The 22,991-nt window shown below is 54.4% G+C and carries 27 protein-coding genes and 1 pseudogene; 8 read left to right on the forward strand and 20 right to left on the reverse strand.

The features are described 5' to 3' along the window. Positions 1-31: 31 nt before the first annotated feature. The 9 genes and pseudogenes from QWI18_RS21940 to QWI18_RS21980 all read right to left on the reverse strand — a co-directional run bounded on the left by QWI18_RS21940 (position 32) and on the right by QWI18_RS21980 (position 4,292). On the reverse strand, positions 32-592 hold the full coding sequence (locus QWI18_RS21940) for an HD domain-containing protein (RefSeq protein ID WP_369319843.1): 561 nt from the start codon (positions 590-592) through the stop codon (positions 32-34). Beyond that, positions 593-937: pseudogene (locus tag QWI18_RS21945) on the reverse strand (immunity protein Tsi6 family protein). A 32-nt stretch (positions 938-969) separates the two neighbouring features. Next, positions 970-1,233: a hypothetical protein gene (locus tag QWI18_RS21950; RefSeq protein ID WP_369319844.1), complete on the reverse strand. Its 264-nt coding sequence runs from the start codon at positions 1,231-1,233 to the stop codon at positions 970-972. Positions 1,234-1,272: 39 nt separating this feature from the next. Then, positions 1,273-1,536, reverse strand: coding sequence for a hypothetical protein (locus QWI18_RS21955; protein ID WP_369319845.1), 264 nt, complete (start codon positions 1,534-1,536; stop codon positions 1,273-1,275). A gap of 122 nt (positions 1,537-1,658) precedes the next feature. Then, entirely contained in the window at positions 1,659-2,168 is a 510-nt protein-coding gene (locus QWI18_RS21960) for an SMI1/KNR4 family protein (protein ID WP_369319846.1), read from the reverse strand. A gap of 201 nt (positions 2,169-2,369) precedes the next feature. Next, complete coding sequence (locus tag QWI18_RS21965; protein WP_369319847.1) at positions 2,370-2,786, reverse strand: hypothetical protein; 417 nt, start codon at positions 2,784-2,786, stop codon at positions 2,370-2,372. A 22-nt stretch (positions 2,787-2,808) separates the two neighbouring features. Next, the gene (locus QWI18_RS21970) at positions 2,809-3,117 is read right to left on the reverse strand and encodes a hypothetical protein (protein WP_369319848.1); all 309 of its coding nucleotides are present in this window, start codon (positions 3,115-3,117) and stop codon (positions 2,809-2,811) included. 61 nt (positions 3,118-3,178) lie between these two features. Beyond that, on the reverse strand, positions 3,179-3,481 hold the full coding sequence (locus QWI18_RS21975) for a hypothetical protein (protein WP_369319849.1): 303 nt from the start codon (positions 3,479-3,481) through the stop codon (positions 3,179-3,181). Between the two features lie 280 nt (positions 3,482-3,761). Further along, complete coding sequence (locus QWI18_RS21980) at positions 3,762-4,292, reverse strand: hypothetical protein (protein WP_369319850.1); 531 nt, start codon at positions 4,290-4,292, stop codon at positions 3,762-3,764. 321 nt (positions 4,293-4,613) lie between these two features. Between QWI18_RS21980 and QWI18_RS21985 the strand changes: the two genes are divergently transcribed. Further along, complete coding sequence (locus QWI18_RS21985) at positions 4,614-5,354, forward strand: hypothetical protein (protein ID WP_369319851.1); 741 nt, start codon at positions 4,614-4,616, stop codon at positions 5,352-5,354. A gap of 277 nt (positions 5,355-5,631) precedes the next feature. Here the strand turns inward: QWI18_RS21985 and QWI18_RS21990 are convergent, their stop codons facing one another. From QWI18_RS21990 to QWI18_RS22005, 4 genes are all read right to left on the reverse strand, one after another. After that, on the reverse strand, positions 5,632-5,949 hold the full coding sequence (locus QWI18_RS21990) for a hypothetical protein (protein ID WP_369319852.1): 318 nt from the start codon (positions 5,947-5,949) through the stop codon (positions 5,632-5,634). A gap of 126 nt (positions 5,950-6,075) precedes the next feature. Next, positions 6,076-6,375, reverse strand: a complete 300-nt coding sequence (locus QWI18_RS21995; RefSeq protein ID WP_369319853.1) for a hypothetical protein — start codon at positions 6,373-6,375, stop codon at positions 6,076-6,078. 141 nt (positions 6,376-6,516) lie between these two features. Next, on the reverse strand, positions 6,517-6,780 hold the full coding sequence (locus QWI18_RS22000) for a hypothetical protein (RefSeq protein WP_369319854.1): 264 nt from the start codon (positions 6,778-6,780) through the stop codon (positions 6,517-6,519). 306 nt (positions 6,781-7,086) lie between these two features. Next, positions 7,087-7,488: a hypothetical protein gene (locus QWI18_RS22005; protein WP_369319855.1), complete on the reverse strand. Its 402-nt coding sequence runs from the start codon at positions 7,486-7,488 to the stop codon at positions 7,087-7,089. Between the two features lie 390 nt (positions 7,489-7,878). Between QWI18_RS22005 and QWI18_RS22010 the strand changes: the two genes are divergently transcribed. Both QWI18_RS22010 and QWI18_RS22015 read left to right on the forward strand, forming a co-directional pair. Then, on the forward strand, positions 7,879-8,421 hold the full coding sequence (locus QWI18_RS22010; protein WP_369319856.1) for a CbrC family protein: 543 nt from the start codon (positions 7,879-7,881) through the stop codon (positions 8,419-8,421). 18 nt (positions 8,422-8,439) lie between these two features. Next, the gene (locus QWI18_RS22015) at positions 8,440-8,910 is read left to right on the forward strand and encodes a hypothetical protein (protein WP_369319857.1); all 471 of its coding nucleotides are present in this window, start codon (positions 8,440-8,442) and stop codon (positions 8,908-8,910) included. 2 nt (positions 8,911-8,912) lie between these two features. Here the strand turns inward: QWI18_RS22015 and QWI18_RS22020 are convergent, their stop codons facing one another. From QWI18_RS22020 to QWI18_RS22050, 7 genes are all read right to left on the reverse strand, one after another. After that, on the reverse strand, positions 8,913-9,197 hold the full coding sequence (locus QWI18_RS22020) for a hypothetical protein (RefSeq protein ID WP_065988961.1): 285 nt from the start codon (positions 9,195-9,197) through the stop codon (positions 8,913-8,915). Continuing rightward, a complete protein-coding gene (locus tag QWI18_RS22025; protein WP_369319858.1) occupies positions 9,194-9,403 on the reverse strand; it encodes a hypothetical protein in 210 nt (69 codons plus the stop codon). Before QWI18_RS22025 ends, QWI18_RS22020 begins: the two co-directional genes overlap by 4 nt. Before the next feature lie 15 nt (positions 9,404-9,418). Beyond that, positions 9,419-10,489 carry an ADP-ribosylarginine hydrolase Tri1 gene (tri1, locus tag QWI18_RS22030; protein WP_369319859.1) on the reverse strand — a complete coding sequence of 357 codons (1,071 nt, stop codon included), beginning with the start codon at positions 10,487-10,489 and terminating at the stop codon, positions 9,419-9,421. Between the two features lie 321 nt (positions 10,490-10,810). Then, on the reverse strand, positions 10,811-11,737 hold the full coding sequence (locus QWI18_RS22035) for a hypothetical protein (protein ID WP_369319860.1): 927 nt from the start codon (positions 11,735-11,737) through the stop codon (positions 10,811-10,813). A gap of 416 nt (positions 11,738-12,153) precedes the next feature. Continuing rightward, complete coding sequence (locus tag QWI18_RS22040; protein ID WP_244160356.1) at positions 12,154-12,573, reverse strand: hypothetical protein; 420 nt, start codon at positions 12,571-12,573, stop codon at positions 12,154-12,156. A gap of 155 nt (positions 12,574-12,728) precedes the next feature. Continuing rightward, complete coding sequence (locus QWI18_RS22045; RefSeq protein ID WP_065988963.1) at positions 12,729-12,992, reverse strand: hypothetical protein; 264 nt, start codon at positions 12,990-12,992, stop codon at positions 12,729-12,731. An 8-nt stretch (positions 12,993-13,000) separates the two neighbouring features. Further along, positions 13,001-14,398 (reverse strand): DUF6861 domain-containing protein, encoded by a 1,398-nt coding sequence (locus QWI18_RS22050; protein ID WP_369319861.1) that lies wholly within the window; start codon positions 14,396-14,398, stop codon positions 13,001-13,003. A gap of 749 nt (positions 14,399-15,147) precedes the next feature. Here QWI18_RS22050 and tssI point away from each other — a divergent pair. From tssI to QWI18_RS22075, 5 genes are read left to right on the forward strand one after another with little or no spacing between them, the layout of a single operon-like run. Next, complete coding sequence (gene tssI / locus QWI18_RS22055) at positions 15,148-17,001, forward strand: type VI secretion system tip protein TssI/VgrG (protein ID WP_296312564.1); 1,854 nt, start codon at positions 15,148-15,150, stop codon at positions 16,999-17,001. Between the two features lie 32 nt (positions 17,002-17,033). Continuing rightward, complete coding sequence (locus tag QWI18_RS22060; RefSeq protein WP_369319862.1) at positions 17,034-17,603, forward strand: hypothetical protein; 570 nt, start codon at positions 17,034-17,036, stop codon at positions 17,601-17,603. Between the two features lie 33 nt (positions 17,604-17,636). After that, complete coding sequence (locus tag QWI18_RS22065) at positions 17,637-18,101, forward strand: DUF1795 domain-containing protein (protein ID WP_296312572.1); 465 nt, start codon at positions 17,637-17,639, stop codon at positions 18,099-18,101. 3 nt (positions 18,102-18,104) lie between these two features. After that, entirely contained in the window at positions 18,105-22,334 is a 4,230-nt protein-coding gene (locus QWI18_RS22070; RefSeq protein WP_369319863.1) for an RHS repeat-associated core domain-containing protein, read from the forward strand. Between the two features lie 3 nt (positions 22,335-22,337). Next, positions 22,338-22,949, forward strand: a complete 612-nt coding sequence (locus QWI18_RS22075) for a hypothetical protein (protein ID WP_369319864.1) — start codon at positions 22,338-22,340, stop codon at positions 22,947-22,949. Positions 22,950-22,991 lie beyond the last annotated feature (42 nt).

Genomic DNA, 22,991 nt, shown 5'->3' on the forward strand with positions numbered 1-22,991 from the left:
CGCGGGAGTGAGCTTGCTCACGAAGAAGGCATCAGATGTGTTTGCGCGGCTCATCAACGTACAAGGATTTGTAGCGCGCCATGGCGTCCGTCAGCCGGCGATTCAGGTAATCATTGGTATGTCCAAGCGCCGCGAGGATGTGCGCAGACTCCTCATGATAGGACGCTCGCTTTTCCAGCGACCACGTCGAGGGCGCGGACTGAAGATTGGTGATCCGGTCGCACAATTTGATGGCCGCCGCCTCACGGGAATGCGCGGCGATCGCCTGGAAATAGCGCTCATCCGAGAAGGGCACGATCAGGTTCTTGCTCAGGCAGGCGACAGTCGATGCGACAACGGCGCCGAACACTTCAGCCAATGCCTCCTCCGAGATCGCGGTGTCCTCGAGCACGTCGTGCAGCAGCGCGGCGGGCATCGCAATGGAGAGATCACCGATGTCACTTTCCCGGTCCGCAAAAATCAGTTCGTTCGCGACCATGGCGACGTGGGTGGAGTAGGGGAGGTCGGAACCCTTCATCATTTGCCCGACGTGGGCGTGGGAAGCGAACAGCCAGGCTTTGTTGTAGAGATGCTGCAGATCGGTGGACGTCAATCAATTCACTCCTGAGATGGGGGGAGATGGGCGGTGAAGGCTTTCCAGGGGCTGGCCGTCGGGGAGCTTAATTTTTAAACCGCGACCGATCTGGATGCCGATGTAGTAAGCGATGCCGAGTGCATGGGCAAGCTCCGGATCCGTCTCCTAGAACTCCTTCCCGGCCCACGCGCCAATGGTCAATTTGTGCAGACGACTCTTATCTTTCTCGATGCCCAGCAAGATGTTTCTGATGAAATCGAGTTGGATCAGCGAGCTCGAATAAAGTGGGAACGCTGGGCACGATGCCTCCCTCAGGCGGGTGATCGCAATGGCTTCGTCGATGTAGTCGATGGCTTTTTTCAACTGCTCGTTCCCCTGAGTTGCGGCGTCGTTTGCTAGATAGCAGTGCCTTTGTTCCAGCCTGGCTTTTGCATCAGTAATTCGTCCAGCTCTTGCCGGCGGCAGCGGTTGACGAATTCAAGCGCTGAGGCGAGGTTGTGCTGGAAGCGTTCGAACATGTGCGCGTCAATTGCGTAATATTCTTCGTAGTCCGCTAAGCCGCTGCTTACGGGGAATGATAAGTAGAACTGGCCTGAGGTTTCTTCGACTCCCAGGGAGAACATCTCTTCCCGGTTCACGTGGATCCTGCTGAATTTCATGCTGAGGTACCTAGGATCGTTTGGGAGTGCGCGGCATTGCTAGCAAGCGAAGCCTCGTTTTGATCCTGGCTTTTGCATCAGCAACTCGTCCATCTCTCGCCGGCGGCAACGGTTGACGAATTCAAGCGCTGAGGCGAGATCGACCTGGAAGCGTTCGAACATTTGTTGGTCTATTGCGTAATATTCTTCGTACTCGATCAAGCCGTTGAATACAGGGAAGGATGCAAAGAACTGGCCTGAGGTTTCCTCGATGCCTAGTGAGAATCTCTCTTCTCGGTTTACGTAAGTGTCGATGAATTCCATGCTGAAGAACCTATAAAATTGCGAAGTCGTCTGTGAGCGGCGGCTGATCGTGGAGCTGGTGCCCTAGATGCTGAATATGTGCTGAGCATGCTACCTCGGCGACCCATCTGGAGATTGATACCTCAGAAGGACAAATCGATACTGACGATCTTTTTGCTCTTTTCCAGCGCTTCCCTATCGCTGGTCTCGTCCGCCGTTAACCGGTTGAGGAGGTCTTCCAGACTGGAAGAAATCAAAGCATATTCCCGGTCTCCATCGGCTGCGTCATGTACCCAGTAATGAACGGCTCCAGTTGCTGTATCGATGCAAAACTGGTCGCCTGTGGGCGATTCGCCGAATGTGTAGGTCTTGTCGGGGATTCGGCCGGAATACATATTGTTCCTGTGGAAGAGGTTGTATCCGTCGGGTGATAGGCCATAGAGGGTGTCCAGGTCGTAGGTCCCGGCCGGGGTCGCCAGTTGTGCACCTCGGGTGAAGACGACGGCTCCGCCTAGATCGGTTATGAGATCCAGCAATAGATCCTCAATCTCAATGACACATCCCTCCTGCAGAGGTTCGTCAATCTGGCGAGAGGTTGGGTTTGCGCAATGAGCCCCGAGTACTTCAGACAGTCTTTTGCTGATCGCTTTCATGTTGCCGCTCCTGACCAAATGACCCAGTGCCGATCTTTCAATGTATTACCCGCCATCAGGCGCGTAGTCAGGGCCGTTAAGCTGGTCCCGAACGTGGTGTGCCATGGCTAGAATATCTATGAGGGCACTCAAATCAAGTTTGGGCAGCGCTGCATCGGCGTGGTCTGCGCGGGCTAGTGAATTGGAAGGAGGCTGCAGCAATCAGATCGCTTCTAAGGCTTGCTCGGCTTCGATAATGATCAAACCCAGCGTCAGGTTGTTAGGCCACTGATCGGTAATGACTCTAGCCATTCCGAGTTTACGGTGGCTGATCAGTTCCGGGATCTCGTCTCGCAAAATCAGGTGCAAAGCCTTCAGTAATTCTGCTTTGAAACGATTGAGCTGATCTACGGTGGTGATCTCAAAAATCGCCTGCGGCCGCTCAGTCAGGGTGCAGTGAATGGCACGAAGGGCCGTTTCGATTTTTTGTTTGGCGGTTTCGCTGCGGTTCATGGTGGTGGCGTCCTGCATGACTTTTCTTCCTTTTTCAAGATTCAGAAGCTCCCCGGCCCACGTGACCAAAACTGGCAGCAGCATACCGGTGATGGGCGCCGGTTGAGGAGAGCGGGCGTTGCTCAAGCCAACCGAACGCCATCAGCGGCTAGTCGTCTTGAGACATGAATTCACGCATCCATTTCAGGGCCGGCGTTTCTCCTCCCGTGAGCTCAATGCAAAAAGTAGCAAACGCCTGCTCAAGCGCTTCGTACGCCTGGAGGCCTCGCTCGCTAAAGCGGTATCGCCCCGGAATCTGGCCCCACTCCCAAGGAGTCGTAATCACCCCTTGCATGACGAGTTTTAGCAGAGGCCTCAGGTCAGCGTATAGCTCGGCTGCCTCCGCATCGAGATCGGAATACGCCTTGAGCTCGGTTTCCAGGTTGAGTGCTGCAGCGTGAAGCTTGTTGTTACTCATGGTGAGTTCCTTCGCATGCAGCTGTGCGTGCAAATCCTGTGCAGATAGTGCATTCGGCGTGTTACTTGCCGCGTCTCGCTTTGAAGGCTTTGAGAGCTTCGGACTCGCCGCCGGTGAGCTCAATGTAGAACGCAGCGTACGCCTCGGACAAATCATCGTAGCCCTGGAGCCCGGTCTCCGAGAGCAGCTTGTACCCTGGGATATCTCCGATATCCACCGCCTGAAGAATGCTGCATCGCTCGGCCCTCTCGATAAGGTCTTGAAGCGAAGCCGATAGTAACGCTGCGGCAGGTTCAATGACTGCGTATTTATCTAGCGTGCGCCGGAGCTCACGCGCCGATGCCTGGAGTTTGTTTTTATTCATCGCGGCTCTCTTCAAAACTGCCTTCCAGCGCATTACACAACCTGACCCTGCTGGTCAGCGCTTTGCGGCAAGTTGCCGGTCTAAACGTGAATTCAGTCATCCGCTAGCCCTCGCTGCTCAAGTGGTGTTGAAGCTGAGACTGCCACGACTCTGATGATGTTTGGGTAACCGCAGCTTCGTGGCGTTCGGGACCGCAGTCCGCAGGCTGTGATCCGAGGGTGATGCGTATTCATGGAAACACGCTTCGAATCGGCGCAAATGCCAGTAGACCAAGGTCCCGCTAGAGATTATCAGGCACGAAGTCCGGACCTCCGAGCTTATCCCGAACGCCTACCGCCACGCGCATCAACGGCTCCCATAGACCTTGCTTACTGTTCCACGACTCGCCTGCCCACCTCGTATCGTTAATCAATTCATCTTTGTTGACCTCAAGTTCGTGCTTGAGCGCACCGGCGACGCCGGCGGTACTCATTTCAAAAAGATCACCATAGATGCCCTCTGGATTTGACTTCTTCTGGGCTAGACAATGTCGGTAATACCAGATCCAGACAGCTACAACATTAATCGCTCGGTTTTTGTCTGGATAGGTTCCCAGAGCCTTCAACATTGCTGTTGCAAATTTCCGCGGAAACGTCTCATCTTTAGTCTTTTTCCAATAGTCGAGCACCAAGTCGAAGGCAGCCATCACGTTTTGTGGTTCTTGGGTGTCTACCTTGGCTTCTTGAAAATAGAAATGCTCACCGACGATAAATTTGTCGAGTGCGCGGTCCGCTAGCGCGATAAGCAACACATTGTCCAGATTATCTGTCATTGGCTTTACGTCCTTGCGCAGTCATTTGCATGAATGGCGGCATCTGTTCTTCGTTTGGTGGTTTCGCTGCTGCTCAAGGTGGGGTGGCATCCATCATGATTATCCTTTTCTTCCAACAGCCAGAGCCTACACGGCCCACGTTACCAAGCTGCTCGGTAGCATACCGGCGATGCGCGCCGGCCGGGTACAATGAGCGCCACACCGTGAAGCCCGGTATTGTTCGTATGGAATTGCTGCGCACGTAGCTATGGTGCAAAAGACAGCCGCGTGTTCGCTAAGTCAAAGCCCTGGACCCATGTGACCCACAAGGAAGAACTTCTGATGACCAACGATCACACCCCCGACTTCACCAAAGTTCCCGCCGGCCTGACGCCGTTCCCTCCGATTGAAAGCGTGTTTGTCGCCGATCAACTGGAGCTGGCCAACCATCTGCACCCTTTGTTCAGCGTTGATATCAGCACCGTAAATCCCGAGTGGTCGGGCGTGCTGCACATGCTCAGCCCGCTGGAGCCCTACGAGAGCCTTGTTGGCGAGCTGACCGAGTGGGACGGGTACCACGATGATTTGCTGAAAACCAACTGGATCGGCTTCACGGTCGAGCACGGGCGTTACCGCTTGTGCGGCGACCCGCGCTATTTCTTTCTGCATGAGGGTAACGCGCATCTGACGGACCCTCATCCAGGCGCGAGAGCAGATTTGGAGCAGCACTACGCTGAACAGCACAGTGCGTTTATCAGTACCGTCGAGCGCTTTAACACCAGCGGGGTGCTGGCGCGCGAGCAGGGCGACCCGCTTTATCCGGTCGAGTTCGTCTCGCAGTTGGGCGGTGAAGTCGATGGGGTCGCGAACTGGGTGGAAACGGTCGAGTTTCCGATGCAGATCGTTGAGATCGATGCAGACCGCGGCGACACGAATGTCTATCCGCTGAGTCCTGCGGGCAACCGGTTTTTCCACGTGGCGAGCGTTCCGGGCTGGCATTACCGAACGGCCGGCGCAGACCTGATCGTCATGTTCTACGAGCCAATTGAGCGCTTGGTTTTGTTTACTTTCGATTACAGCTGAATCCATGAATACGGCGAACGCCGTCGGGGTGAAGCTCTCGACTCAAGACAAAGCCCAGCACAACGTGGAGACAGAAAGGGGCGCCGCTGAGACGAACACGCATTGGCCCAAGCGAAACAGAAGCAAACCTGCTTTCCTTAGTGTCCCTCTGCAGCCGTTGATACTAGGTATGGCATTAAGGCCCTGGCTTCGATTATGGCTATGTATTGACCTAGTGGCGCTGAACGACGTGGTTACCACGCCGATCGCATAGTGGCGAGGGCAGTCGAGATAGCATTTACTCACCGTTCTGCCCATTATTCCTGGATTTGATCCATAGGCTCAGCGACAGTGGTTCGCCGCCCGTCACCTCGATCGAAAAATCAGCGTACGCGTCTTCAAGCTCGCCGTACTGTTGAAGGTTTTTCTCGGTAAAGCGATAGTGGCCAGGTACTGCTCCTACCTGAATGGGTTCGGATAGGTCGCCTGCTTTCGCCAGCTCCAATAACGGCTTTAAATCGGAATTGAGGGCAGCGGCTTCGGGATCTATCTTTGAGTATTCATCGAGCTGATGTTGTAGCTTTAAGGCAGTGCTTCTTAGTTTGGTGATATTCATCGCTAATTTCCTACGATCTTTGGTGCCCGCCCGGGGTAGAGCACGTTTACGGTCATGCACGTAGTTTTGAGCGAGACAAGCGAAGGGTGCAGCTGTCGCTAACACGTATCGGTGGAATGCGGGTTGTCACTTCATCTGTTCTTGAAGCCACTTCAAAGCTGGCGTCTCTCCCCCTGTTGCCTCAATCGAAAACTCCGCGAATGCATTTTCCAAGTCGCGATACTGCTGGAGGTTTCTCTCTGTAAAGCGATGACGTCCCAGCACATCTCGCACTTCAAGCCGGTTCGTGAGCGTGCCAGCTTTTGCATGTATCAATAATGGCTTCAAGTCAGCATGAAGAGCCGCGGCTTCTGGATCTATCTTGGAATGGATCAACAGCTGGTATTCAAGGGCAATGGCTAGTTCCTTGAGTCTTGGGATGTTCATGGTTAATTCCCGATTGAGCCTATAGGTTTGACGGATGACCAATCTCCGCGATTTGGAATAAAGTAGAACGCCGTGCTGCTGGGTACCGGAGGTTATCCATTTCCAGCAGTGGCTGCCATCACTATGTTTGGCTTGGGAGTGTCAGTCAGGCGAACCTCTCACATCTCCAGGCTTTTGGATAAGCAACTCGTCTAGTTGTCTGTTTCGACATTTCGTAACAAACGCCAACGCAGCGTTAAGGTCCTTTTTAAATAGTTCGAGCTGTGCATGACTAATCTCGTAATATTCTTCATAGTCAGTCATGCCGTTAGTCACCGGAATTGAAGCATAAAACTTCCCCGAGGACTCCTCAATACCTAGGGAAAAGCGCTCCTCGCGATTAAAGTAAATGTCTGTAAATTTCATAAGGTTCTTTTCGGTAGTAGAGTGGTCATAAATCGATCCGCGGATAATTTGCCGGGATCAATAATGGCGTGAAAGATTTCAACTAAGGTCACAGGTCCTGGAATTAGAATCAGCTTTCACGCGCCCGGCATGCCTCTGTCAAAGCTTCAAGCGCAAGCGCCATGTGGCGAAGGCATCGCTAAAGATTGTTAGGCACGAAGTCCGGACCCTCAAACTTATCCCGCACGCCTAGCGCCTCACGCATCAACGGCCCCCACAGACCTTGCTTACTGTTCCACGACTCGCCTGCCCACCGCGTGTCGTTATTTAATTCAGCTTTGTTGACCTCAAGTTCATGCTTGAGCGCACCGGCGACGCCGGCTGTATCCATTTCAAAAAGCTCACCATACTTTCCAGTTGAATTTGCCTTTTTTGGGTTTTGCAATAGTAGTAATGCTGGATCCAGTCGGATACAGCATAAATCGCTCGATTTTTGTCTGGATAGGATTTCAGCGCTTTTAACATTGCTGCTGCAAATTCGCCGGGAAACGTTTCATCTTTAGTCCTCATCCAATAGTCGAGCACCAAGTTGAAGGCAGCCATCACGTTTTGTGGTTCTTGGGTGTCTACCTTGGCTTCTTGAAAATAGAAAGGCTCGCCGACAATAAATTTGTCGAGTGGGCCGTCAGCTAGCGCGATCAGCAACACATTGTCCAGGTTATCTGTCATTGGGTTCACGTCTTTGCGCAGTCAATTGCACGGATGGCCACCTCTTTTTTTGTTGGCGGTTTCCCTGCGGTTTATAGCGGGGGTGGCATCTGGCATGATTAATCCTTTCGTTTCCAGGGCCCAAGGCCTACCCGGGGCACGTGACCATACTCCCGCTAGCATACCGGTGGTGCGCACCGGCCGGGTAGGATGAGCTCCTCAGCTTGAAGCTAGATAGTAGCTATGGTGAATTTGCTCCGCACGCAGCTGTGTTTCCAAGCCAAGCGCGTGTTCGCTGATCGCAATGGAGATGTGCCGATTTATGGTCACCTGGATGAGCAATCCGCCATTTTTTTGCTCGATTCAAGTAGCGTGTAAGAATGCAATTAAGCAATCACCAAGGATGCGTTTATGACACTGCCCCATTTTATTTACCATCCCGATCCCGTCGGTACCGGCTCGGTGCAACCTTCTTCCGACACTTGCGTCAGCTGCAACCAGGCGCGCGGCTACATCTACGTGGGGCCGGTATACGCCGTTGATGAGCACGAAAACTGTATCTGCCCTTGGTGCATTGCCGACGGGAGTGCGCACCAGCGCCTGGGCGCGACGTTTGTCGATGACGAGAGCGTTGGCCTGGATGGCGATGACACGCTGAGCGAGGCGCAGATCGCCGAAGTCTGTCAGCGCACGCCTGGTTTCAGCGGGTGGCAGCAAGAATGCTGGTTCACTCACTGCGACGACGCGGCCGAATTCATTGGCAAGGCCGGCCACACAGAGTTGCTTGAAATGGGGCCAGCAGCCATCGCCGCCGTTCAGGACTCAACGGGATTGGAGGAGGGGCCGAAGTGGCAAGCGTTCTTTACTGCCCTGGATAAGGATCATGGGCCTACGGCTTACCTCTTCAAATGTCGCCACTGCGCCACGCTAGGCGCTTATCAAGACAACCATTGACGCACAACGTTGAAGTCTATGAATAAAACCGAATGGCAACCCCTCAAGCTCAGGCTTAAAAAGTACGTCGCGATTTTCTTCCTGATCTGCCTGATAGTGGCGCTTACCTATGGCTACGTGCACAAACCTGAACTTCCTCCGCAAATAGTCCTGAAGCAAAACTTCATACCGGGGCAGTGGCTTTATATCGTGGAGGAGGCGAGGGACCGTTCAGAGCCCAAGTGGTTAAGGTTCTACATGGATCATCGTGAATCGACTGACGAAACCATGAAGGTGTATTTGGGCAAGACCCCGCCCTTCCTGGTCTCGGACACTGACTTGAAAGACGTGGAAATCCAGCGTGTCCCCAACGGCCTGCATATCAAGCTGAAAGGCGCCATTTCGGATTACCGCAGCGACCTTTACCTGAAAGACGGGGACACTTACACGACTTACCGTGTAAGCCTTGAACAAGTCGAAACCCGACCGCCCTTGCCGAGCGGCCGGTGAGCCTATTTCAGTAAAGCAACCACTGCGCAGGCAAGCATGATCGCCAGCGCCGGCCACTGCATCGGCACGAAAAAGAAGTGGTGGCGAACGCCATCGGGGTGAAGCTCGCGATTTAACACAAAGCCCAGCACAACGTTGATGGCTGAACCAATACCCACTGCCAGCAAGAATTGCATCAGCGATAAATCACTGGATTTAGCGCTGGGGTCCATCAACAACCAGCTCAGTAACAGCACCATGGCCAGTGGTGTTAACAGAGTCATCCAGCCTGCGCCGCGATAGATCATCGTTGGATGTTCATTTCGAAGACATTGGACGCTGGCTCGCGTGCCTGCTCTTCAACTCCCAATACGATATCGAGGGTATTGAGGAACAGGTCATGGCTCAGAATGCCGGTGGCGATGGTCGACAATACGGGCTTGCCGTTCTCGTCCTTTATCTCCGTATCAGAGAACTGCCATTGCGCACTGCTTACGGAGCAGTTGAGACTCAAGGCTGGGGTTACTAACTAACCTAGTTCATAAAATGGATCTTTATCAGGTGCTTGCTCATGCAGCTGAAATGCTAGGTTTTGGATATGCTCTGACCATGCAGCTTTTGTTACCCACTCTTCTGGTATCCCGGACGCGCCATAAAGGGCTCCAGCCAGTTGTCCGGCGACCGCAGCGACACTGTCAGCATCATCTGCGAGATTAGCAGCTAGCAATACTGCATCTTTAAAGTTGTCAGTGTTCCACACTGCCCACAGTGCTGCCTCCAAAGTATCAATGGCGTAGCCACTAGAACGGATCTGATCACGGGTTTTATGTTTGTATTCACCTGCATTGATAATGGTTGCTCGCGCTAGAAGGGGACGAACCATAGGCTGGCACATCTCTATCCTATCTGCGCCATTGAGTGCCAAGTGCAATTGTGCGCTCAAGAGCTCACAGCAGTTCACTGCTTCCAAAGCTCTGTGGGTGGTGCGACTTTGAGTTTGTGCTTCTCGCCACGTGGATGACAGCATATGCCGCCGAAAAATGGCAACGGGTGCCAGTCTGATTATAGAGCCATTCCCTGCGGTGTTAGGTTCGGTATTCCCAATCCATTTCAGCCTCAGACTTAGCCAGCCCTCGAGTGCATTGCGAGTTGCATTCCCGATGTCAAAGCAAGCTCCATTTACGCTGTTCCTTCCCTGTTTGTACCACTGGCATAGTCTATCTAGATAATCAATGTAATCGAATCTGTCGTTTGCCAGATAAGTGTCCGCTAAGCACAACGCCATGCTTGTATCATCGGTCCAGTCCCCAGGCTTTAAGTTAAAGGGTCCGCCGCCTACCATATCTTTTACCTGCTTTGCATCGCGTGGCAAAAACTCGAGAGTGGTGCCTACAGCATCTCCTATAGCCAGCCCCAACAAAGCTCCTTTCGCTCTGTCAATGGATTGGTTGTAAGTCAGAGTGGAGGGTCTCGACCTCTCCCATTCAGCCTCGACATACCCTCTGCTGCCTGTATCACGAGGGTAGGAGGGCGGCTGCAAATGATCGTATCGATGAGCGTACTCGGTTACGATCAGCGTTGGGCTATGAAGGTCGATCATGGGATCTCTTACTAGTAGTAAATGAGTAATTGAGCCTGTTTCAATCCGGTTTAAAGTCTTAAAGATGTTCCAGGCCTGTACAGTACTTGCGCCTCAGACCACTCAGTAGAAACTTGATATCTTTGCCCGGCACGCCGCGAACTAGCATTTTCAACACAAAGCCCAGGACAACGTTGATGGCTGACCCAATACCCACTGCCAGCAAGAATTGCATGAGCGATGTATTGCCGGGCTTAACGCTCGGATCCGGCCATAACCACATCATTGACAGCACCATCGCTAATGTTGTGAACAACGTCATCCAGCCTGCGCCGCAATAGATCATCGTTGGATGTTCAAGTCGAAGACATTAGCGGCTGGCTCGCGTGCCTGCTCTTCCACCGCCAATACCATATCGAGCGTATTGAGGAACAGGTCATGGCTCAGAATGCCGGTAGCGATGGTCGACAAAACGGGCTTGCCGTTCTCGTCCTTGATCACCACGTTTTCGGTCCAAGTGCCCAGATTCACTGTGCGCAACGACGACATCGGCACTTTGTTGCCTTGGTACTCGAGGAAGTCGCGGTGTACAACAATCGGCGCCGTAGTGACTTTGAGGAAGTTGCCGGTCACTCGCTTGCCCCAGACCTGCTTTGAACTGATGCAGTTGAAGGTGACCGAGCGGCCCGACTCCAGCGCTTCGGCCACGGCCGGCAGCCGCGCCCGTACGTGTAAGTCACGAACCAGTTCCTGAAATGCCTGGAAGCCTTTCAATGTATCGACCACTCGATGAAAGGGTTCTGAGGCATTGCGGCGATAGGCCAGGTTTGTGATCAGGCCCGTCAATACAGTTTGCCCGGAGCTGAACAGGTACAAGTCCTCTATCTCGGCAAACGCCGTGTAGTCGCGCTGGTCTTTAGTAATGCGCACGATGCCGTTTTCAAAAACTTCGTAGTCGGTATCACGCAGCTTCTTGTGCCAAGCGGTGGTACCCAGTAGGCATAGCCCGATAGTGGCCAACAAGCCTATGGTGAAACTAAACGCTTCGTGTTCGCCTGAGAAATTGAGGTTCATGCCGCGGGACGTCTGGAGAGTCACCGGGCCGTGATCGCCCATAGGCACAATCGTGGACAGATAGAAGACGAACGCGGCGAGGCCCAAAAATACAACGGCCAATATCAGGCCGAAAATCAAAAAGGCCTTGCCCTGGCGGAACGTTGCGATCAGCTCGCCGGCGTCGGAAGAAGTGTGGGAGTTGTTTGGTTGCATGAGTGTTTGCGTCCTTGTCTTTGGGATGTATACGCGGCCTTGGTCGCGGGCCGGGGCCAATGCTACTTTTCTAGCTAGTGGGGCGATGGGGTACAGAGACAGCTAGTGGCGCGTGCAGAGCTCATATAACCGGGTGCGGAATTCGGCAAACTCATTGTTCTCGTCGATCAAGGGCTGGCCGTCGCAGTACAAAACGATGTCAGTCAGGGACCCCATTCCTCCGTACAGTCCTAAGATTTGTGAGAGGGCAAAGTCATAGCCGTGGGGTAGATCTGCTCGATACTGATCGAGACGCTCAGCCCATTCGTATTTATTCCCGACGCGCAGTAACGCAGACATGCGGGTCATGATTGCGCTTATCGGAACGATATTCGTCACTTCGGAGGTCCGGATGCTGTCGCTTCAACCGCAGATGATCACGATGGATCACCGCCTACATGTTTTCGGCAAGTCTCTGGTCCGAAGGTCACTTCAGTGATTGGCTCGGCCTGGCTGCTTGAGTAGCTGTAAGTGATCTTGTTGCCCAGCCCAAGCAGGAGCAAATAGGCCGTCTGACTGCACAGTGCCTTTGGGATCTGCTGAGCCAGGTAGCTCTCGTAGTACACCCGCTCACCTGGCCGATTGTCATAGCCGTAAAGCGTGATTTTGTAGAGCACGTTGTGATTGGTGTAGCTGATGTTGTCGATGCGGGTTATAGGGTCGAGCATGATGGGGAGCTGTTTCTGTTGCTCGGCAATAACGGCTTTTAGCGCTTGTTCACTGTCCTGAGCGTACGTCGGTGTGATGCACAAGAGCATTATCGCGGAGGCGAGCAAGCGTCGGTCTATGTGTGTCAAATTAACGTTCCTTGTTGGCGTCATATTTGCAATTTGCTGACCGCCGCTCACCTCCAGTGGTGGTGAGTCACGCAACAACTTGGGCGGCTCGGCCTCGCTGCTGGAGGTTTTCGGTCCCAGCAGCGGCCGGAATATCCGGGGATAAATTCCCTGAGTTAGTTAGCTGACCCTCTTCTACTGCCAGGCTTCTGAATCAACAATTCGTCTAGTTCTCTGCGGCGGCAACGGTTGACGAAAGCCAGAGCGGCATTGAGGTCCGTTTGAAACAAGTCAAACTGCGCACGGCTAATTTCGTAGTATTCCTCATACTCAATCATGTCATTTCTGACAGGAAATGAAGCGTAGAACTTTCCGGATGTTTCTTCAATTCCCAAGGAGAAGCGTTCCTCGCGGTTAAAGTAGATATCTCTAAATTCCATAATGTCCTCTACGGTATTGGAGTTGTTATCAATCGATCCCCGGATATCTTACCGGCATCAATAACGGCTTCAAGGTTACCAGCGGGTAATTTCCCTCCCGGAAGCCAGAATTCATTAGCCCCCGCTTCATTGCCGGATGGAATACGCAGGCCTAGCTCGTTAGGAGACGGGATATCAATACGCACAATCTTATCCTTTTCTAGGAACCCTTCAGGAAGACCGAGTTTCTGTTCCAGAATTCTATTGTCACCCGCCGCCTTCGCGAAGATTTCGTCCACTTCATGGTGGGGCATAATGAATGACGTGCCGTCTGTCTGACCTATTCCGTATTTTTCAAAGTTACGCACTGGCATCACACGCGAAGCGCCGTTCTTAAACTGTGCAAGGTGATACTCCATGTATTCAGGCGTCAGATACACTGAAGGATCAGGCCTCGATCCTTGCGGTATCGCCAGAACATCCTCTGCAGTCCATCCCTTTTTAAACATCTCGATCTTAGGAGGAGCACTCCGCTCACCGCGTCGCTCCGGAGGTGGTTCAGGCTCCGCCTTTTTCAATGGCGTCACATCTTTCGGTTGCAATTCCTGCAGTTTAAGAAGCTGCTGCTCATTGCGCGCTAACCACTCGGCAAATTCCTTGTTCGTGATTTCAGCCCGCAGCCTGAAACTCCGTGTCGCGACGCTTTCCATAGCGTTTAGAGAGTACCTGCCCATCAAAAACGCCACGATGGCGGTCAAAAGCAGCAGAACGTACTGCTCTTGCCCGCTTGCGAATTGTCGAGCGGCGCGTTCGATCCGCTCTTGAATCATCGCGGCTGAACCGCCGGTTGGGTCGAGTCCTGGGGGTTTCAAACCATCTTCGGCCCGCCATGCGGTCATGAATCCTTCACTTAAGCTGCTAGCGCATGGCCCGACGCCTTGCCGGAAGTACTCAGCTAAGGACGCCAATCCCAGCGCCATGAGAATAATATTGCCCACTTCCAAGCCGATACTGCCGCCGACCGCTGCTCCCGGTAGTGCGCCCGCTCCGAAAGCAAGAGAGCCGACTGCGCCTCCAATCCCGGCGCCCACTGCAACGCTCCCCCCCATTATCATCACCACTTCCCGCACCAGCTTCAGCAGCACCGGCAAGATTTCAGTGATGTTGATCGACGCCAACTTCCGCGTGAGGTCGTCCAGCACTATCGGGTAGGAAAGGGTCAACGCTTGCCGGACGTGATCAATCTGGGCCCCTCCATGGTCGGCATAGACTTGGCTTGCGCCATTGCTAAGTCTACGGGTGAACCCATCCCAACCGTCGTTGGCGCTCTGCAGGCCCTTATCGATACTTTGGTTTAGCTCGCCGAAGGTTTGGTCGAGGTTTCGCTCAATATCGTCCCAGCTAGGTATGTTGGCTAAAAAGTCCATTTACACATCACAGTCCTGGAGAGAGGCGCCATGGAGCGCCGTGAGTGAGCGTGGGTGTTGCGGTTGGCCGTTACAGCTAGCACGTTGCCAGCAGGAGCGGTCAAGTCCGCTATCGACCACTAAAGTACGATTTAATTTCCACCGGCGCGCATTTTTCTCAGGTTTTTTACACTCAGCAATGATGGCAGACCACAGTCACTGAACCAACCGATGCCTATAGCCCCCGGCAAGCGCCTGTGATTACGGGCACTTCGAGACATTCACCCGCCCGTTAAGAAATTTCAAATGGAATACACCATCCTGCGTGTCCCTTCGCAAAATCGATTCACCGGGTTGACAGGGGGAGGCGCATAAGTGTCTCCTTTGCCGCTGTGAAACATCTGTAACGATTCTGAGAATGTGGTGTCGTTCGCGAATTCCAGTGCCTGATGGCACTTTCGCATTGCAGCGCGGTCGCAGTGTCCAGCAATTGAGTTTTTACCAGGAACCTGCTGGCGGCGCTGCCGATTGCGCACATGTGCGCGGACCCGACCGTCGATTCCGAGACTGTTGTTTTAAAGAAGCGTCTGTAGCTCGGGTCCTACGTGATTGTAGGAATGCCCCCACGGCCGATGGCGAACGCGCCCGGTGGCGCGTCATCGACCCGTTAGCGACGATGCAACAAGGGCTCCGGCCCCCTTGTCGGCTCGTAACCTGTTGTTGCTGAGCATGGCGGTAGCGTTCTACCCCGTGCCATCCAGGAGATTTTCATGATGATGGACCTTGCCGCGTTGCTCTCGCCCCAGAACCGGCGCCTGTTCAAGTTCAATAACCTCGCCAGTCCGGAACAGCAACTGCTGCTCGAGTCCTTCAAAGGTCGGGAGGCGCTGTCCCAGGCGTATAGCTTCGAGCTGCTACTGATCTGTGAAGACTCCGGCGTCGAGCTCAAATCGATGATGGGGCAGTTGGTCACCATCGAAATCGAACTGGCCGACAGCGCGCCGCGCTATATCGCCGGCTACCTCACGCGCTTCGCAAGCACCGGCAGCGACGGCGGCATGGCCCGCTACACCGCGACGCTCAACCCTTGGTTCTCGATGCTGAAAAACCGCTTCGACACGCGGGTCTTTCAGGGCAATACCGTCGAGGAAGTGGTGACCCAGGTGTTCGCACTGTGCCCGGCATTCTCCCGCCATGAATTCCGCCTGACCAAGCCGCAAAAGCGCTACACCTACATCACCCAATACCGTGAAACCGACTTCAACTTCGTCCAGCGTCTGCTTGAAGAAGAAGGGATGTTTTACTACTTCGAGCACACCGCCGAAGGCCACACCATGATCATCTGCGACGACTCCAGCATGCTGCAGCCGTTGCCGGAACAACCGCAGATCCGCTTCCACACCGCGTCCGTCACCGAGACCGCAGACTCCATCACCAAGTGGAGCGGCAACCGCCAGTTGCAGGCGGGCAAGATGGCCGTGCAGACCTTCGACTACCGTCAGCCCAACAACCGTCTGCCCGTCGGGATGAACAGCCTGAACAAACAGGGCGATGTCGAGACGTTCGAGATCTACGACTTCCCCGGCCAGTACACCCACGGCACTTATGACGAGGGCGAAACGCTGTTGCGCCTGCGCATGGAAGCCCTGGAAATCCGCGGCAAGAAGTTCGAAGGGGCGAGCAACTGCCGCGCGATGAAGCCTGGTTATACCTTCGAGCTGGTGCAGCACTACGACCACGATCAAGGCTCGGCCGACGATCGCCAGTTCCTGCTGATGGGCGTCGAAAGCGAAGGCCACAACAACTACCTCAACGGCCATCAGGCGAGCTACTACAACACCTTCTCCTGCGTGCGCAAAAAGATTCCCTTCCGCCCGCAACGGTCCACGCCACGCCCGACGATCTCCGGGCCACAGACCGCCATCATCGTCGGCCCGCCGGGCGAAGAAATCTTTACCGACGAACTCGGCCGCGTGAAAGTCCAGTTCCACTGGGACCGCAACGGCAAATACAACGACCACAGCTCCTGCTGGGTCCGCGTCGCCCAATCCGGCGCCAGCGGCGGCTTCGGCAGCATCCAGATTCCGCGTGTGGGTGACGAAGTCGTCGTGGTTTTCCTGGACGGCAATCCGGATCGCCCGCTGATCATGGGCAGCGTCTACAACAGCAAAAACACCCCGCCATGGTCGTTGCCGGCGAACAAGACGCAGAGTGGCTTTCTGACGCGTTCGACCAAGGGCAGTGCGGCCACGGCGAACTTCTTCCGCTTTGAGGACAAGTCAGGCGCCGAGCAGATCCATATGCACGCCGAGCGCAACTTGGACACCGAGATCGAGGTGGATGAAAAGCACGAGGTGGGGAATAACAGGACCATCACCGTAGGCGGCACCCATACCGAAACGATTAAGAACGATACCCGGATGAAGGTTCTAGACGGCTCGTTGACGATTCAGGTCGACAACCAGTTCGTTCATATCACTGCCAAGACCGAAATCGTTCTCACGGTCGGTGAGAGCAGCATCAAAATCATGGATGGCCGTATCGAGATCACGAGTAACTCGGTCGATATTTTTGGCAAAAACGACACCTTCATTCACGGCAAGCGGGTGGATATCAACAAATGAGAAATCCGTTGATTCCCAGCACCAGAACCAGCATGTACGACCGCATCTCGGAAAAGCGCCTGGCCGCCGAGGCACTTGCCCGGCAGCAGGCGGAGGAGGCGGCCGGTGCTCCAGCGATTGTGGTAGAGCCTGAACCCGCAGCGGTGGTACCGCTGCAACCTTCGCGCAACGAGTTGAAGATCGCCGGCCTGGCGTTATTGATGCCTCACGCGCTGACGTTTCGCGACCTTGACATGACCCTCGACAGAGAGGGGCAACCTGTCACGTTCACCGCGAAACGTCGCCCGGCGCCGGAGGGCCTGACATTGCAGCGGTCCGCCGAGCTCTACGTGGACAACCTGCGCAAGCATCATGGCGATGTCACCGTCGTGCGCCAAAGCGACTGCCTGTTGGCGGGCAGCCCGGCGATTTCGCTGGATTATGCGTTCATGGCAGGAGAGGAGCGCCGCCATGGTCGTGCGACCAGCGCCATCATCGCGCCTGCCCACGGCAACGAGCGCCAGTGGTTTAGCGTGTCGACTGTGATCAATCCAGAAAATGCCGCGCTGGCTAGCTGGCTAATCGAGTTCGACGAAATGCTCGAGAACATCGCGGCTTTCTGAATCCCTTCTTTACTATTTTATGGACACACCTCAATGGACTATCAGCTTCAGGAAGGATCGATCACGTTGCCGGAAGGCGTTCAGGACCGCACCGTCAATATGTTCGTGGTCGGTAACAGCGTTCCCGCTCCGCTGAACATCACGGTCGGCCGTGACAACATGCTTCCAGCCGAGGATTTGAACGCTTACATCAGCCGTCAGATCAAGCTCATCACGTCGAAACTGCGCGGCTACACCTTACTGGGCAAGAAGGCGGCGGTGTTATCGACTGGTCAGACATTTGCCGGAATTCAGGTTGACGCTTATTACATGAACGATGGTCGGCCGGTGTACCAGCGGCAGGCAGCGTTCGAGATTCAGCCAGGGCGCATTCTGGTGTTTTCAACGACCAGCCAAGCCGACTTCAGCTCTGTGCAGAATGAAGACTGGCTGAAGCTTCTAACGAGCTTTCAGCCACGTGAGGGCATTGTCGCCTCAACCAACACCGAACAGGAATAACCCATGTTCGAAGCGGCGCGTTGGGGGGACGGAATAGAACACACCGGGGCTTTGGGCGGGTTTCTGGCGGGTGCAGTCCTTGGGATTGCGCTGGCAGTGGCTGCTGGCGCGATCATTTGCTCGGGAGGGCTGGCCACTGTCCTTCTGGCCGTCGTACTTTCAGTGGGGTCTGGCATCGCGCCCGCTTTGGGAGAGGCGTGGGGATCTTCGCTAACTTCGGCGGCCGGGGGCATCCTGTTAGCAGGTTGCTCCACGGATGTGTTCATCAATAGCCGCAACGCGGCTCATGCCAAATTAAGCATGGCCACCTGCGATAAACATCCGCCCCCGGTGAAGGTCGCTGAAGGCTCGACCAACGTTTTCATTAATAACGTAGCGGCTTCGCGCAAAGGCGACAAGGTGACCTGTGACGCGAATATCGCAACAGGGTCGAGCGACGTTTTTATAGGTGGCGGCACCAAGCGCTATCTTCATGTGAATGAGGAAATCTCTGATGAGCTGCGCTTTGGGGTCGATGTTGCGATTCTCGTGGCCGGTTCGTGGCGGGGATTAGGCAAGGTTGTCTCCCTAGGTCTATCCAAAGGCCTCAAGGCCGCTGGGCCCTGCGCATTGAAAGCTGTGGCATTGCTGACGGGCAGTTACTTGGTCGGTCGTTATGCCGCCCCGCCAGTGATTGAAGCGGCGATAGGTGCAGTGACCGGCAACCCCGTGGACCTTACCAGCGGTCGCAAGTTGCTGTTTGAATCCGGTGAAACCGATTTTGTGTTGCCGGGCCTGATGCCAATCGAGTGGTCCCGCTTCTACGCAAGCGACCTGACCGTCGACAGCGTGCTGGGTCGCGGATGGGTCCTGCCGTGGGAGCAAAGCCTGCGCCGCAGTGGCAGCTTTGTTTACCTCACCGACAACCAGGGCCGCAGCGTGCCCTTCGTCGACATCGAGCCTGGCGAAAGCATCTACAACCCCTACGAACAGATTTACCTGGTCCGATCGCCCGGCGGTCACTACCTCCTGCAAACCCTCGATAACACCTTCTTCTACTTCGGCGAGGTTTCTGACGACAACACGCCGGTGCCCTTGCAACGTCTGGAAAATGCGCTCGGGCATTACCTGCATTTCTCCCGAACCGCCGACGGTACGCTTACCGACATCAGCGCCCCCGGCGGCGTGCGGGTGCATTTGCACTACGACAATCCTTTGGGCCGCCTGACTGACGTCAAGCGCATAGTGGGCAATGAGGCCGTCGAAACCCTCGTCCAGTATCGTTACACAGACAACGGCCAGTTAAGCGAAGTGATCAACCGCAACGGCGATACGATGCGCCGCTTCAGTTATGCCGAAGGCGTGATGATCAGCCACAGCAATGCCCTGGGCTTGAGTTGTAACTACCGCTGGGAAACCATCGACGGTCAGCCGCGTGTGGTCGAGCACTGGACCAGCGATGGCGAGCACTTTCATTTCCGCTACGACTTCGCGCAGCGCAAGTCCTGGGCGGTCGACGTGCTTGGCCGTGAGCTTGAAGTGCATTACAACGAGGACCGTCTTGTCACCGCCAGCCGCGATTACGGCGGTGAGCGCTACGCCATGGACCTGGACGAACTCAGTAACCTGACCGGCATCACGCTGCCCGATGGCAACAAGCTCGCGTTCAACTACGACGACTTCTCCCGCCTGATCGAAGAGACCGATCCGCTGGGCCGCAAGATCCGCTACAAACACCACCTCGGTACGACGCTGGTGACTGAAACCACGTTCCCCGACGGTAGTGTCTGGAAAGCCCGATACGACGATAAAGGTAACCTGATCGCTGAAATCGATGCACTCGGCCACAAGACCGAGTACCTCAACAGCGACGACGGCGTGCCGCACACCATCATCGACGCCACCCACAAATCCAAATACCTGTGGTGGAACGCGCTGGCGCAGGTCGAGCGCTTTCAGGATTGCTCGGGCAAAAGTACGTTTTATACCTACGACGATCGGTCTCATCTGGTCGCCGTCACCGACGCGTTGAATCAGACAACGCGACTTGAGCGCAAACCCGACGGCGAAGTGGTGCGCATTGAGCACCCCGATGGCACAGCCGAGTCGTTTACCTACAACGCACTCGGCCAAGTCCTGACGCATACCGATGGCAAGGGCCAGATTACGCGTCTGCTGCGCACGGCGCGCGGACTCCCAGCCAGCCGCCAGGACGCCAAGGGCCAGCGCATCAGTTACGAGTACGACAAGGCGATTCGCCTGACAGCGCTGGTCAACGAAAACAATGCTGCGTACCGATTTGCCTACGATGCATCGGATCGTCTGATCGAAGAAAAACGCATCGACAACCTGACGCGTCGGTTCAGCTACAACCAGGGTGGGCATCTGACGCGGTTGGATGAAATCGGCTACGGCGACAGGGCAGAGCGGCCACAGCGCAGTACCGAATTTGAGCGTGATGTGATTGGACGGTTGCTGGCTAAGGTCAACCAGGATGCGCGGCAGGATTACAGTTACGACGAAGCGGACCGGTTGCTCAGCATTCACCGGCTGCCTTCAAGCATTGGCAAGAAGCTGGGCGTTGAGGAAGAGACGCTAGACTTCAGCTATGACCTGCTAGGTCGCTTGATCAAAGAGACCACGCCACAAGGCGCGCTGGCCTACGAATACGATCCGCTCAGCAACCTGACCACGCTGACATTGCCGACGGGTCAGCACCTGAATCATCTGTACTACGGCAGCGGCCACCTGCACCAACTCAACCTCGATGGATTGTTGATCAGCGACATGGAGCGCGATGATCTGCATCGAGAGGTTTATCGGTCCCAGGGCAAGCTCACCAGTTGTTTTGGCTATGACGCGATGGGGCGCAAGAGCTGGCAGTTTGCGTCGACTATTCCGGCTGAAAAGCTGTCGCAGATCCAGAATCCAGGCATCAACACCTCGTTGCTGGTCGATCATGCGTACAACCCGATTCATCGACGGTATGAGTACGATCCAGCGGGAGAACTGACCCGCACGCTCGACAAACTGCGTGGCGAGATTAAGTACGAGTATGAAGCCAACGGGCAGCTGCACAGTCGTGATACCGGTCGCTTGGTTGATAGCGAAGAATTCCGCTACGACGCTGCCGCCAACCGCCTGAACTTCAACACCAGCCAGTTTGATCAGGTGAAAGACAACCGCATCAAGCAATGGCGCGATCAGGAATATACCTACGACGCCTGGGGCAACCTGATTGAGAAACGGTCGGGCTTTTCCAAGCTGCATACGTTCACCTACGACTGCGAAAACCGGCTCGTGCGTGCGGAGACAATTGTCAACAGCCAGACGCATAGCGTTGGCACGTACCGGTATGACAGCTTGGGGCGCCGGGTTGGGAAGACGTCTGAGATTGAAGGTCAGACCGAGCACAAGCAATTCCTCTGGCAAGGCCTGCGGATGTTGCGTGAGGAAACGCCGGCGCAGAGTAGCCTCTATATTTACGAACCTGGAAGCTACGCGCCGCTAGCACGGGTCGACCAGAGTGAATGTGAGGATCAGCGAAAGCTTTACTACTTCCACACCGATCAAATCGGCACGCCGCTTGAGATGACGGATGTCGACGGCCAGATCGTTTGGCAGGTGACGTACAAGGCGTGGGGTGAGGTCGAAACGCTTGCCGTAAATGAAGTCGAGCAGAACCTGCGATTCCAGGGTCAGTATTTCGACGACGAAACCCATCTGCACTACAACACTTTCAGGTACTACGATCCGGCGGTGGGGCGTTTTATAACGCAGGATCCTATTGGGTTGTTGGGTGGATTTAATCTATATCAATATGGCCCAAATACTACTGGCTGGATTGACCCGTTTGGCCTATGCAAAAGCTCTGTCAGTGGCGATAAGGGGAGAGCTAAAGCCGTCCATGACCTTGAGCAGAATGGGTACAAGGTCGTAGCCGAAGAGGTGACAATGAAGGTTAATGGCAGTAGAGTTCGAGCTGATATTGTTGCTAAAGATGCGCACGAAAATGTGCATGTTTTCGAAGTTAAACATGGTTCTGGAGGACTGACAAAAAACCAGAAAGCCGCAGGGGTTTACGACATGTCAAGTCCGGCTAACACCACCCAGCATCTGGGTGGAGGTTCCATAAAGCCATCACGTGGTACGGCAGGTACTTTTAAGGTTGATACTAAAGGTAAGCCAGGTAAAGATTTAGGTGGTAAGGGTGCTATACATGATGCGACTTTCAATGTTCTCAAGTATCGGTGATATATGACTAAAGAGAATCGAATTTATTTTGAGGGTGAGCTATTAAGAGAGCTGAAAAATTTAGAGTGCCCTGTCTTGGCTGTTAAGGTGTTGAAAAGTGGCATTAGGCTTCTCCATGAAAAAAAAATAGTTGCTGAGTTGGATTTCCAATATCTAGTAAATGCTAAGGCCTATATTCTCAATGGCCGTGTTTTTGGGGGGCCCATTTGTGAGTGCACCTCTAAATTTGATCCTCCGTACAAAAGTAATCTGTTGAGCACTGCATGCTTTTCGTTTACAACGTCTGGAAGACAAGACAAAAAATTTAGCAACAATGTGTACGGAAGCATCAGTGTTCCCTCTCCGGACGAGGCTAAAGCTGTATGTGGGGATATTAGACGGTCCCTTGAGAGTTACTACATTCCTATGATCGCAGGGTGCATAATTCCAAGCCAACGAACAATTGACGATGTTTTGCATTCGCCCTCTGACTATGCCTACCCGGCAGTATTCATTCATTGCGCGATCGCCCGTAACCCAGAACTCGTTAATGATGAAATAATTGAAAAAATAAGGTCCAACAAAAAGATTATAAAAAATAAATCTTTTGACCTGGCGCTTTTAGAGGGGGTGTAGGCCGCCCTTGCATAGAATGAGCTTTGGTTTATGACTGTGGCG

The organism is Pseudomonas sp. W2Oct36 (genome assembly GCF_041060465.1).
Lineage (GTDB): Bacteria > Pseudomonadota > Gammaproteobacteria > Pseudomonadales > Pseudomonadaceae > Aquipseudomonas > Aquipseudomonas graminis_B.